This is a genomic window from Chitinivibrionia bacterium (assembly GCA_009779925.1).
GTDB lineage: Bacteria > Fibrobacterota > Chitinivibrionia > Chitinivibrionales > Chitinivibrionaceae > WRFX01.
The window spans coordinates 1-12,166 of sequence record WRAZ01000051.1; the positions used below are offsets into that span (position 1 = coordinate 1).

Annotated in this window: 13 protein-coding genes; 4 read left to right on the forward strand and 9 right to left on the reverse strand. The window is 42.1% G+C overall.

All coding sequences use genetic code 11. The annotated features are described in order from the left end of the window. The 4 genes from FWE23_10400 to FWE23_10415 all read left to right on the forward strand — a co-directional run. Window positions 1-1,289 (forward strand): CsgG/HfaB family protein (locus FWE23_10400; protein MCL2845838.1); only part of this gene is annotated, 1,289 nt, incomplete at its 5' end. A 15-nt stretch (window positions 1,290-1,304) separates the two neighbouring features. After that, complete coding sequence (locus tag FWE23_10405; GenBank protein ID MCL2845839.1) at window positions 1,305-1,982, forward strand: fibronectin type III domain-containing protein; 678 nt, start codon at window positions 1,305-1,307, stop codon at window positions 1,980-1,982. Between the two features lie 11 nt (window positions 1,983-1,993). Then, window positions 1,994-2,758 carry a hypothetical protein gene (locus FWE23_10410; protein ID MCL2845840.1) on the forward strand — a complete coding sequence of 255 codons (765 nt, stop codon included), beginning with the start codon at window positions 1,994-1,996 and terminating at the stop codon, window positions 2,756-2,758. Window positions 2,759-2,783: 25 nt separating this feature from the next. After that, a complete protein-coding gene (locus FWE23_10415) occupies window positions 2,784-4,193 on the forward strand; it encodes a PEGA domain-containing protein (GenBank protein ID MCL2845841.1) in 1,410 nt (469 codons plus the stop codon). 35 nt (window positions 4,194-4,228) lie between these two features. Here the strand turns inward: FWE23_10415 and FWE23_10420 are convergent, their stop codons facing one another. The 9 genes from FWE23_10420 to FWE23_10460 form a co-directional block, all read right to left on the reverse strand. Next, entirely contained in the window at window positions 4,229-5,467 is a 1,239-nt protein-coding gene (locus FWE23_10420; protein MCL2845842.1) for an HDOD domain-containing protein, read from the reverse strand. A gap of 35 nt (window positions 5,468-5,502) precedes the next feature. Further along, entirely contained in the window at window positions 5,503-6,627 is a 1,125-nt protein-coding gene (purK, locus tag FWE23_10425) for a 5-(carboxyamino)imidazole ribonucleotide synthase (GenBank protein MCL2845843.1), read from the reverse strand. Further along, a complete protein-coding gene (purE, locus tag FWE23_10430; GenBank protein ID MCL2845844.1) occupies window positions 6,624-7,109 on the reverse strand; it encodes a 5-(carboxyamino)imidazole ribonucleotide mutase in 486 nt (161 codons plus the stop codon). Before purE ends, purK begins: the two co-directional genes overlap by 4 nt. A gap of 92 nt (window positions 7,110-7,201) precedes the next feature. Beyond that, on the reverse strand, window positions 7,202-9,277 hold the full coding sequence (locus tag FWE23_10435) for a U32 family peptidase (protein ID MCL2845845.1): 2,076 nt from the start codon (window positions 9,275-9,277) through the stop codon (window positions 7,202-7,204). Window positions 9,278-9,314: 37 nt separating this feature from the next. Further along, window positions 9,315-9,500: a hypothetical protein gene (locus tag FWE23_10440; GenBank protein MCL2845846.1), complete on the reverse strand. Its 186-nt coding sequence runs from the start codon at window positions 9,498-9,500 to the stop codon at window positions 9,315-9,317. Beyond that, window positions 9,475-9,780 carry a BrnT family toxin gene (locus FWE23_10445; protein ID MCL2845847.1) on the reverse strand — a complete coding sequence of 102 codons (306 nt, stop codon included), beginning with the start codon at window positions 9,778-9,780 and terminating at the stop codon, window positions 9,475-9,477. The genes FWE23_10440 and FWE23_10445 overlap by 26 nt, the downstream gene beginning before the upstream one ends. Window positions 9,781-9,845: 65 nt before the next feature. Continuing rightward, complete coding sequence (locus FWE23_10450; GenBank protein ID MCL2845848.1) at window positions 9,846-10,160, reverse strand: nucleotidyltransferase domain-containing protein; 315 nt, start codon at window positions 10,158-10,160, stop codon at window positions 9,846-9,848. After that, window positions 10,133-10,531, reverse strand: a complete 399-nt coding sequence (locus tag FWE23_10455; GenBank protein MCL2845849.1) for a HEPN domain-containing protein — start codon at window positions 10,529-10,531, stop codon at window positions 10,133-10,135. Before FWE23_10455 ends, FWE23_10450 begins: the two co-directional genes overlap by 28 nt. Then, entirely contained in the window at window positions 10,528-11,943 is a 1,416-nt protein-coding gene (locus tag FWE23_10460; GenBank protein MCL2845850.1) for a putative DNA binding domain-containing protein, read from the reverse strand. The genes FWE23_10455 and FWE23_10460 overlap by 4 nt, the downstream gene beginning before the upstream one ends. Between the last annotated feature and the right edge of the window lie 223 nt (window positions 11,944-12,166).

Sequence of the window (12,166 nt, forward strand, 5' to 3'; positions counted from 1 at the left end):
GTCGGTCAGTCGGTCAGTCGGTCAGTCGGTCAGTCGGTCAGTCGGTCAGTCGGTCAGTCGGTCAGTCGGTCAGTCGGGAGATAGTTGCGCCTGAAAATCTTCGTCGAAATTTTGGTTTTGTAAAAGTTGCGCTCTTTGCGTTATTTTTTAACATTTGTTCTTACGGACAAACATTGACGATTGATGAAGCAATCGCCGAAAGTATGGAGCATTTTTCCAATAGATTACCATCCCAAACACGAGTTGTTATCCTTAATATAGAATCCGAGAGTAGAAATTTGTCGAATTATATTATCAGCGAAAGCGATATGTATATTATGAATAATACACGGCTTTCATTGGTAGATAAAACTCGTCTCCATAATATTTTACGAGAAAAAGAAATTACAGATTTGAATATGATTGACGAAACTACGGCGCTTGAAATCGGAAGACGACTTGGTGCGATAGGCGTTATTTTAGGAAGTATTTCGAGATTGGGCGGGAATTACAGATTTCGCGTTCAGGCGTTAAATACTGCGGATGGAAGCATTATTGGTATGCAATCGCTCAATGTGGCGCAATGTGAAATATTGGCGGATTTGACAGGTACAAACTTTGCGCCGCAACAACAGCCACAGCAAAATATAGCGATTGCTCCGACTGTTGCAACGACCTATACTCCCGCGCCTGCAGTGCCGCCGCAAAATCATCAAAACAATCTAAGCGCAAGAGAAAGAATGCAAGCTCAAATGAGCGGAGGCGGTATGCAAAATCAGCAAGCAGCGACAGCGCCGACTTCTATTACTCTGACAGATGTACGGCAAAATAGCGAAAGGCATAAAAATTACTTTTGGTTAAGCGGCGGATTTCAGCAATTTAGCGATTTTTATCAGGAAGAGGCAATATCGCCTCCAAGTATGAATTTAGAAATCGGCGGCATAAACGGAAGGCGCGGATTTACGGTTTACGGAATATTTAATCACGGTCAGGGAAATATAGGTTTTGGTTCGTTTTTAGGAAGAACATCTCTCAAAAGTGAGATATTCAGATTTAATTTCGGAACAGACATTGGTCTTTGGGAGATAAATACGCGAAGATACGATGTTGTAAGAAATAATTGGGTATTTGGCGGTCCGAGTATGAAATTTCTTCTTGGCTATAACCCTACATTTGTTTCGTTTGGACTTAAATGTTTAATGGGAATCCGCGAGGAAACGAACACTTTTGATCGTTTGAGAGGCAACCACGATACATTCGGTTTTACAGCGATGTTCGTGTGGAATGTCGGAATGACATTTACATTTTAAGGAAAGGTGCGAATTATGAAAAAGATTAAAATTGTTTTTTTTGCATTAAGTTTAGGTCTGCTTTTATCTTGCTCGCTTGAGCCTTATGGTCCAACTATTGCAGACGGCTTAGGCGGCGATGGGATAGGCGCTATTCCTTCTGTTCCGACAGGCGTTTTTGCATCGGCGACATCGTCAAGCAGTATAAGAATTCAGTGGAATGCAGTCAGCGACGCAACTCGCTACAATATATATCGCTCGACTACTGCAACAGGAACTTTTTCGTTTGTAAATTTCACAACATCGACCTCTTTTACAGATACCGGACTTCCTGCTTCGACAACGCGCCATTACAGAGTTTCCGCCGAAAACAGTCGCGGCGAAAGCGCAAGGTCAAACGCGGTTTCGGCAACTACAAGCGCCTCAACTAACGTTGCTCCGACAACTCCAACCGGCGTTTCGGCTTCTGCGCAATCGACAACAAGTATTCGTGTTCAATGGAATGCGGTGTCCGGCGCTACGCATTATAGGGTAGAGGTTGCAACATCATCTTCGGGACCTTGGGGCGGTTTGACTAATCCTATTTTAACCGGTACCGCTGTTAATATTACGGGTTTGACTCGCAATACAACATATTGGTTTCGCGTAAGAGCAGAAAATAACGTCGGAAATAGTAGCTGGAGTACAGCAATTTCTGCGAGAACATTTAATTAAAAGGAATGATAATGAACATTAAAATTTTGACGATTTTATTTTTGGCGGCAATAATTGGTTTCGCTCAACCGACAATTTGGAACGGTACCGCCGATATTTCTTGGTATAATTCGAGAGATACAATGTTTTTTATTTCGACGGCGGAGCAGTTGGCAGGACTGGCGCAGTTGACAGCGGGCGGAAATCATTTTAACCGAAAAACTATAAGATTAACTGCCGATATTTGGCTTAACGACACAACAGGTTGGCAAAACTGGAATGTTTTTTCACCTCGAAATCAGTGGATTCCCATAAATAGATTTAACGGAGTTTTTGACGGAAACAACCATTTTGTTTACGGAATGTATATAAATTCTCGCAGAAGCGGTCAAAAAGGTTTTTTTGGGCGCATAAATAACAGTAATGCGGTTGTTCAAAATCTTGCGTTAAGTCATTTTTACATACGAAATTTCGACAAATATACAGGAGGAATAGTAGGCTATATTTGTTGCGGAAGTATAATAAACAATGCTGTAAACGGTATTGTTATCGGCGATGGATACGTAGGCGGAATAGCAGGGTATGCAAAAAGTCGAAACGGTAATATTTCGGAAAATTTGGTTTTTGCGAGAATTTCTGGCAGAAAAAGGGTGGGCGGATTAGTTGGTTATGTTGATAGAAAAAACGTAATAAGCAATCAATTTAGCGGCACAGTTTTGAATAACAACAGAAATTCGCGTAATTTGTTCGGAGGTATTGGAAGAGCGCGCGTGGTAGCCGGCAATCTTTTTATGTGATTTTTGAAATTTAAAGGAGCTTCTTTTGAAAAAAACGGTGTTTTGGGGATTATTTTTACTGATATTGGTACCAATTTTAATTTTTGCCCGTCCGCGTGAGTTTATTCGCGAGTACACTTATATTGCGAGTGAGCAGGACAGTAGAGTTTCGGCGCGCGCCAACGCTACCGACCAAATGCGCGCGCTTTTGTTGCAGGAAATCGGTCAAGTGGTTATTGCAGAACAAAGATTGCATACGGAATCGCGCCATAACGAGTTTATTTACGATAATTTTTCAGAAAGAATTACCGCTATCGCCGCCGGTATGGTAAGAATGGAAATATTGAACGAGACCTGGGACGGACATCGTTTTTTTATCCGCGCAAAAATGGAGGTCAATCCTTCCGAAGTATCTCAAAGGGCGAACGAAGTATTGCTAAACACGACGGAAATGCGAGCTTTGGAAAATAAAAACCGAGAAATTATGCGGCAAGTCGAAAATCTTAACCGAGAAATTTCGGGCTTGAGAAACAGAGCGCAGAGAAATGAAAATTTTTTGTTTGCCGAAATTAACGAGTACAGAGCGCAAAACACTGAATATTTAGGACAAATCAATCAATTAAGGCGGACAAATTCCGAACTTGCGGCTAGGCATAACCGAGAAATAGCGCAAAGAGACAGTATAATAAATTTGCTGAATTTGCAATTAGCGCAGTTGCAGGGCGCGCAAACTCAAGCGCCGCCGCAAAGACCTGTTATTGTCGAACGAATTGTCGAAAGAGAAGTTCGCGTTCCTGTGCAAACTGCGCCTGTCTCACCGCCGCAAGACGAAATTGTGATTAGCACAACGCCGTCGGGCGCGCTGGTTTTTGTGAACGACGAATTTGTAGGAAGAACGCCTTACACTCACAGAAATGCGCCGCACGCAAGATTGTCGATAAGAGTGAGAGCAACGGGATTTGAGCCGCATATTTGGGATATAAACTACACAGGCGGAAGAAGAGTTTTGGATAAAACATTTGCCGCGCAAACTCCGCCTCCACCACCCGCGCCCGAAGCGCCCCGACCTGCTCCTCAGCCCGTTCGCGAGGGAATTTCAACAATAACGCGGCAAGACGTGGTATCGGGCGAATCGCTTATGATTATAGATACGAGAGGCGTGGGAAATCACTATATAAATGTGTCTATCAACAGAATTTTTGCAACTCGAATGCAACCGAATGCAATGCAAAATTTTGTTCTGAGAAACGGGCAACATACAATAGTTTTGTCTTACATTTCAAGAGACGGCGCAAGGTGGAGAACTTTAGATGAAAGAACGTTTAACATTTCGGTTTCTCCCGAAACTACAAGAATTTTAGAAGTCAGCGCAAATCAAAACAGAATTCAAAACGTAGAAACAAAAAATCCGCCCGGGCAACAATTCGTACAAGGAAATATCATTCGAGTGAGATAGGGCGTATCGCTACGCCCCAAATAAATAACAAACCCTCACACATTCCTGTGAGAATGGCTCTGCTCAAAAGCATTTTTTATACACGTTGAAAATTCTTCGGTGGTAATTCCTAATTCGGAGATTGAATTTTTCAGCACTTCGGGGTTATCGCTTTCGTAAGCCGATACTGTTTTCAGGATAAGTCCGAGAATGCCTTCGTGGCGTAAAACCGCGCTGTTTATCTCTTCGTCGAAATTAAATTCTTTCAGAATTTCTTCTATCGCTACGCCAAAAAGCGTGTCCATCAAACTTACAAGCCCTACAAGAAATGCTTTTTCTGTTGAATTTTTGCTTTTTGGGCAGAGTTTTGCTATGTTTTCCATTGCGGAGGCTCGCATAATTACGTGCTCGAAAATCGGAGAATCGGTTTTCATTCCGCCGCTTTCGCGCTGAGCGTAGAGTAAAAGCATAAGCCATCTTTCCAGATTTTTTATTCCGTACATTGCAATAGCGTGCGAGAGCGAAGATATAGGATTTCTTAAACCGAACGCCGATGAATTTATAAGTTTGAGCAAGTTAAGCGAAAGTTCGGGGGACTGCTTAAATTCGGCTTCTATTTCTTTGGTCGGCTTTTCGCTTCGGACTTTGTCGAGCAAACTCATTGTCGTAATTGTTGTTGTTGATATTTTTTGGGTCTGCAATACCTGAGGTTTGGCGAAAAAATAACCCTGAAAATAATCGTAGCCGTATTTTTTGCATTCGTTAAAGCATTCCGCGGTTTCTACTTTTTCGGCAAGGGCGATTTTTCCGTTCTTTTTTATATACTGTGCCGCTTTTTGCCAAAATTCTCTCGGCGTTAACATTAAATCAACTTTTATTATGTCTATCAAGTCGATTACTTTGTTTGCTCTATCTACGTTTTCCTTGTCCCAGACAAAATCGTCCAAAGCAATTATGAAATTCTGCTCTTTCAGTTTTTTCACTGCGGCAACTACGACGTCGTCAAGTTCTACGTCCTCTAAAATTTCCAGAACAAAAACATCTCTGTCCAATATTTGTACGACGTCGTCCAAAAGAATATCGCGATTACAGTTAAAAAACGCCTTGTTGTTTCCGATGATATTTTTGACGCCAATCTGCGTTGAATTGTGCAAAACCTGCGCGGTAGCCGAAGTTGCGTCAACAATGTTGGCGCTGCCTTGGGGGTCGCAACTGCGAAACAGTAATTCATACGCCCACAGTTCGCCTTTCCCGTTAAGAATTGGTTGTCTTGCTACATAAGTGCTCTCAATCATATTTTACCTCCCTTTTACCTCGCAAAAAATTTTTACTATTTCCAAATTCCACTAATTTCTGTTTCACGCAAACTCTCGTCAATATCCCCAAGCATATTCAAATGTCCCATTTTACGTCCGATTTTACCCTCCGCTTTGCCGTAAAGGTGCAGTTTTCCTCTTTTCAGAAGCGGCATATACGGCGCAAGATTATCTAATTGCTCCATATTCAGATGGTCGCCCAAAATATTTACCATTACAACGGGCGTATGCAAATGAGTATCGCCCAAAGGCAGACCGCAGACAGCTCTTATGTGCTGTTCAAATTGCCCTGTTTCGCACGCGTCCATCGAATAATGCCCCGAATTGTGAGGGCGCGGCGCAATTTCGTTGATGTATATTTTATCGTTTACGACAAACATTTCTATCGCGAGTATGCCGATAGCGTTAAGCTCGTTCGCTATTTTGTGCGCGTGGTTCAGGGCAAGCGCTTCGAGTTCGGGCGATATGCGCGCAGGAACAATAGTTTTGTGCAAAATGTTATTTTTGTGCTCGTTTTCGGCAACGGGAAGAACGGACGTTTCACCCTGAGTGCTTCGTGCGACCATTACCGATATTTCTTTGGAAAAAGGCATAAATTCTTCCAAAATGCACTCGTATTTTTCGGCTATTGCTATTGCTTTGGGAAGGTCGGCTTCGGATTTGAGCACCGCCTGCCCTTTTCCGTCGTAGCCGCCCATAGTAGTTTTAAGCACGCTCGGATAAAAAACGTTTTTTTCCAAGTCCTCAACGCCGTTTATAAGAATAAATTTCGGCACGGGAATGCCCATATTGCTTATTGCGGTTTTTTCTCTGAAACGATGCTGGCTGATTTTCAGCACCTCGCTTCCTTGCGGAAGATATGCGTGTTTTTCGAGGTAGGCGAGAGCGTCGTAGCTTATGTTTTCAAATTCATAAGTAATAACGTCGCTGATTTCGGCAAGTTTTTTTATCGCTTCCATGTCGTCGTAGTTTGCCGTTATTTCGACGTCGGCGACTTGCGCGCAGGGGCAATTTGGGGTCGGGTCAAGCACTGCTACATAATATCCCATCGCTTTTGCCGCAAGACACATCATTCTGCCTAATTGTCCGCCGCCGATAATTCCTATGGTTTTGTAAGGCATAATTATTTTATTTTTCATAATGGCAACTCGCTTTCCAAAACTGTTTTTTCTAATTGCGCGCGCCTGTCAAGCAACTTTTCGTAAATTTTACCGTCGAATGCGCCGAGTATCTGCGCCGCCAAAAGTCCTGCGTTGGTAGCGCCCGCAACGCCGATTGCAACAGTGGCGACAGGAATACCTCCCGGCATCTGAACAATGGAAAGCAGAGAATCAAGCCCGTTCAGCGCTTTGGATTGCACGGGCACGCCGATTACAGGCAAACAGGTTTTTGCGGCAACCATACCGGGCAAATGCGCCGCGCCGCCCGCTCCCGCTATAATCACTTTTAATCCGCGATTTGCCGCTTCTTCGGCGTATTTGAACATATAATCGGGCGTTCTGTGCGCCGAAACTACCTTTTTTTCGTAAGGAATTTTCAGTTCTTCCAAGATAAGACAAGCGTGTTTCATTGTCTCCCAGTCCGAAGAACTTCCCATAATTACACCAACAGATATTTCCATTTTTGCTCCGAGTTTCTGAATTTTTACTTTAAATTTTCCGTAAAAATACTATATGGCGACGGTTGTCATATAGTATTTTATATAAAATCTTCTTACTTCATCCCACCCTTGTGATTAAACAAAACACTGCCGTCAACGCGTTTTCGGCGCTCGAAAGCGGTTATTGCGTTTCTGAAAAGCGAGACGTCGCTTGCGGGCAAAAATGAGAAGTCCAAGACAAATTTGTTTATGCCGCATTCTTGCAATTTGTCTATTCTGTGCGTTAAGCCCAAGGGGGAGTCGCCTAAAACATAAGATATTTCGCCTGCGGTTTTACCCGTGAATTTTTCACCCATAATATCAACTGCGCTTTTTCCGTCTTGTAAAACGGGTTTTACTCGCGATATAAAAAGCGGCACTTTCATAAAAACAGGGAAAAGTCCGCGACTGCTTCCTGTTCTTTTTAAGTTCAAAATATCGTCTTCGGGCGAGTAAGAAAAGCCCGCAAAACCGTTGTCGTCAAGCATTTTTTGAGTCCAGCGGTTTATTGTCCAAAGCGGATAATCGGCAAAAACTTTGTCGTTTGACGTAAAAAACTCTTTATCGCCGATATTTGAAACCATAAATTTGGAAATTCCTTGTTTTTTGTAGCTTTCTATTGCCGTTTTCCAAAAAGAAATGTCGTTTTCTGGGATAAATTGGGGGAGAGCTATAATAATTTGACCGACAAAATTACTCAGTTTTTCTTTTTCAATGTCAATATTTGAAAATTCTTTTGAAACGCTCAAAATATAACTTGCGTTTTTGTTGTTTTTGAACTGTCGAAGCCACTCAACACTGTCGCCGCGCAAATATAATTGCGGTTTTGCAGTGTTAGTTTTTCCTGCGGTTTTATGGTTGCCGGGCTTGTCGAAGCCATCTACTTCGGACATTATTTTTCCTGCGGGGATTGTCTTTTTAGGGTCGAATTTTCGCGGAGAAACACTGATTTTGCGCGTTTTCCACTCTTTTATTTTCGGATTTTGCCGCGAAATTATGAACAGCGCGCCGTCGTTGTCTATTTTGAAATTTTCCTCAATAATAAGGCGAATAAGTTTGCTGTCTTTTTCGCAAATTACCTTTTCTATCTTTATAACTTCGCCTTCAACGCCTTCAACCGTGTGAAAACGCAAGCGGTCGCCTACTTGCGGCAGTTCGGAAGACGTATCCGTTTCCAAAATTACTTCTTTGCCGTTTATTCCTGCGACTTTTCCTGCGTAATTGCCCGTTCCCGCTTGACGAGCCGCCGAAACAACGCCAACGCTTTCCACACCTTCAAGCAGAAAGGTGCATTTTTGCCGCCCGAAATCGTGAGACAGGCGTTCTTTTGCGGTATCGAGGTCAATTTTTTCGTCGATAAAATCACGGTAAGCGCTCACTACCTCGTAAACATATTCCGCGCCTTTCATTCGTCCTTCGATTTTCAGCGACGAAATGCCGATATTTTGGTATTCTTTGACGTAATCTATCGCCCAAAAATCTTTCGGCGAGAAGTAAAAGCCCTTTTTCTGCGGAGATTGCGCGTAATATCTGCGGCAAACTTGAGTGCAATGCCCGCGATTTCCGCTTGAGCCGCCCAAATACGATGAAGCCAAACACCGCCCCGAAATACCATAACAAAGCGCGCCGTGAACAAAAAGTTCTATCTCGCATTGGGCTTTATTGTTTATTTTTCTTATTTCCGAAAGCGTTAATTCTCTTGCGGGAACTACTCTCGATATGCCGAAATCGTGCGCGAATTTCATTTGCATACTATTGTGAATTGCCATTTGCGTGCTTGCGTGAAGCGGCATTTCGGGCAGATATTTGCGTAAAATCGCCGCCATTCCCCAATCCTGCACAATAAGCGCGTCGGGTTTAATTTGCTTGAGAGCGGCGCAATCGTTCCAAAACAGAGGGATTTCGCCGTCTTTTACGAGGGTGTTCATTGTAATATAGACCTTTACGCCCTTTTGTTGCGCGTATGGAACTAAAAACGACAGCGTTTGCGGGGTAAAATTCTTTTGCCTCTGCCTTGCGTTAAAGTTTCCCAGCCCCAAATATACCGCGTTTGCTCCGCCGTCGAGCGCCGCGTGAAACGCCTCAATCGTGCCTACAGGGGCAAGAAGTTCTATTTTTTTGTTTTGTTCTTTTTTGTCGTGCGTTTTCATTGCGTAGTTCCTTACTTTATTTTACAATACCACTGCTTTACCGGACAGGAAAACCTGAAGGTTCAGCGAGTCCAAACTTTCCAATAGGCTCACCCGTCCTTGTTCCTTTTCTCAAAGACATAAGAAACTCAGGGCTCGGCAAGAAATCGTCAATTCTTACCATATTTTCCATTTCTTCTTTAATTTCCGGTCCCGGATCAGTATAAATTGTTTTTTGTTTCATACATTCCCCTTTCTTTTCGCCAAAATCCTGCTCCGATTATACGGATTTTGCTTCCTCTTAATGTAAATCTTACAGTTAAAATATCATTTTTACACATACCGATACAATAAAATCGTTGTTCTACATAAGAATGTTTAATATCTATATATACGCAACGATTTTTGTCGTAAAATGCTTCCTTTGCCTCTTCAAAAGAAATTCCGTGTTTCTTTATATTGTCAAGATTTTTATTCTGATCCCATTCATAAATGTCTTCTTCAAAAAAATAACCGTCAAGCATATTCATTCTCTTCCTCTTAAAACCTCTTGCATTTTCTTTAATAAAATACTATTTGCCGTCGAATATTATACTAATTCAACGCCTGTTCGCTGAATTTCGGGCAGGAAGTCGGCGTAATCCTCTTCGGGAACTATAAAATGTGGCTCTATTCTGTCGTCGATATGGTCTCGTAATTTCCAAACGGGAACAATTGTGTCCAAATAACCGCCCTCAAAATTGCTCACAACAAATGCGACGTCAATATCGCTGTATTCGTGCGGACAACCTTTTGCAAACGAGCCGAAAAGATACCCCTTTTCTATTTGCATACGAAAATTGCTTGCCTTTACCAACTCAAAATATTTTTGAGCTTTTAAGATAATATCTTCTCTTTTGTCCATTCAAAAAACTCCTTTGTTTGTTTGAAAACGCTTTCAGTAATTTCATCTGTCAAATATTGGGCAATTCTGTTTTTATAGTCGGGATAACGCGCTTCTATATTAAACGGATTTACCTCTATTATAAATTCTTGTTGCTCCTCGCTCAATAATTCATAAAGCCCCGACAATTTAGCGAGTTTAGGCAAATCGTGTATATGCGGCGGCGCGTTGTCTTTTACTTTTGTAAAATACCCTTTAATTATCTTTTCGACAACTTGCTGACACATAAAACCCGCGTAAAGATTGTGTTTGTTTTTAACAAGTGTTTCGCCAACGCTTAAATCTGCATAGCACAAATCAATCCAATACTTGATTTTATCTTCTTTTGTCATAGTATTCCTTTCTTTACTCTCCAACAACCATTTTTCTTCGCTCCGACCCGCTCTATCAGTCCTCGGTCTTTTAGTTTGGCGATGTTTACTTTTATGTTGCGGACGGTTATTCCGATAATCTGCGCCAATGTCTCGGATGTGATTTCGGGGTTCTTTTTTATTTCGTCTAAAATTGCTTTTTGGTTGTCCGACAACTTAAATACGTCGTTTACAGTGCTGCTTGAGGTGTCGTTTATGGTGTTTTTTGTGCTATTTTGTTCGTTTGTCGTCCTGTTCTCTGCTTTTTCGGCGGTTTTTATGGTGTCGATATACGAATTTATGGTGTTTGTCGGCTCATAATGCTTTTCGTTGTATATTATCACCTGAAATCCGTTTGCCGTTTCGCGAAAAAGGGGCTGTCTTATGCTGTTGTCTCTGCAAATTCTGCAAATTCGCGAAATTCCCGTATCGTTGTACTGGGTCATTGCCACTTCTCTGAATGCTTTTGCTATAAGTTTATTGCGCGATTTTGAAGTGTATTTTTCCGTGAAAAGTTCTTCTAAATTTGCGCCGCCGTATAATCTTCCCGGATTGTAAAATTCTATTTTGTTGTCGAAAATTTTTATTACGCTCGGCGAACTGTCGCGGTAGTCGCGGTGAATTATCATATTCAAAACTATTTCGTGGATAACGGCGGGCGGATACGTAAATGCAATGTGCTTTTTTATGTACGATATAATATCGTCGAACTCCTGAAACAAATCCGTGCTCAACAAAACGTGGTCGGAGACGGTGCCGTCGCTTTTAAAACGCCCCATTCGCACGTCGCTGATAAGGCAATATCCTTTTGCAAACATAAGATACGCTCCGAAAGACACTTTGCCGTATCGCAGAAATTCCATTTTGTTAAGGAGGTCTGCGTCCGACAGTTGTATTAGTCCGATGTGTTTGTTTCGTCTTATTTTAGTGGCGAACGCGGTCATTTTTTCTCGCGACAGGTCTAATGTTGTGTGGTTCGGGTCAATGTAAAAATCCCAGCTCGAATTTATGCTTTCGAGATGTTCGTCGGCGATTTCGGAGGAATTAAGCAGGTGATTTAAGTTATTTATCCGTTTAAAGTGCCGTCCGCGCGTTGCAACGGGCTTTACGGGAAACTCGCTGACCGAAAACGCAACTACATCCTTTCCGCCGCTCTGAAAAATTTCTACCGCGGGTATAATTGTAGGCTCGGTTTCGCTTTTAATTTCGTCCACCCAGTTTTGCACGGTTGCCTTGTCCACATTTATTCCCAGCGGTCTTGCGTTGTCGCTTACCCCGATAAAAACAGTTCCGCCGCTCGCGTTTGCAAATGCGACCAAGGTTTCAATTACATCTTTATTATATGCGCTCTTAAATTCGGTTGTCAAATTTTCAGAGATGGGTATTTTAATCATAATTAGACATTTCTCCGTTTTTTCTATATAAAATACTATTTGCGCGACGGGGAATTTCTCTTTTTTGTTTCCTTTTTTACTAAAATAGCTAATAGTTTTTTGTTGTATATATATATAATGTACATAAATCAGTATAAATACCGTAAAAAACGCGATAAACGTTTTAGCCTTTTTCAGCGACGAAGTAATGCTGAAAATAGTTTTTTTCCACTTTTAAACGCAA

Excerpts from the sequence above, each read along its gene's own strand:
- FWE23_10405 (MCL2845839.1), top strand. The coding sequence starts at position 1,305 with ATGAAAAAGATTAAAATTGTTTTTTTTGCATTAAGTTTAGGTCTGCTT.
- FWE23_10410 (MCL2845840.1), top strand. The coding sequence starts at position 1,994 with ATGAACATTAAAATTTTGACGATTTTATTTTTGGCGGCAATAATTGGT.
- FWE23_10420 (MCL2845842.1), bottom strand. The coding sequence starts at position 5,467 with ATGATTGAGAGCACTTATGTAGCAAGACAACCAATTCTTAACGGGAAA.
- purK (MCL2845843.1), bottom strand. The coding sequence starts at position 6,627 with ATGAAAAATAAAATAATTATGCCTTACAAAACCATAGGAATTATCGGC.
- purE (MCL2845844.1), bottom strand. The coding sequence starts at position 7,109 with ATGGAAATATCTGTTGGTGTAATTATGGGAAGTTCTTCGGACTGGGAG.
- FWE23_10435 (MCL2845845.1), bottom strand. The coding sequence starts at position 9,277 with ATGAAAACGCACGACAAAAAAGAACAAAACAAAAAAATAGAACTTCTT.
- FWE23_10440 (MCL2845846.1), bottom strand. The coding sequence starts at position 9,500 with ATGAAACAAAAAACAATTTATACTGATCCGGGACCGGAAATTAAAGAA.
- FWE23_10445 (MCL2845847.1), bottom strand. The coding sequence starts at position 9,780 with ATGCTTGACGGTTATTTTTTTGAAGAAGACATTTATGAATGGGATCAG.
- FWE23_10450 (MCL2845848.1), bottom strand. The coding sequence starts at position 10,160 with ATGGACAAAAGAGAAGATATTATCTTAAAAGCTCAAAAATATTTTGAG.
- FWE23_10455 (MCL2845849.1), bottom strand. The coding sequence starts at position 10,531 with ATGACAAAAGAAGATAAAATCAAGTATTGGATTGATTTGTGCTATGCA.
- FWE23_10460 (MCL2845850.1), bottom strand. The coding sequence starts at position 11,943 with ATGATTAAAATACCCATCTCTGAAAATTTGACAACCGAATTTAAGAGC.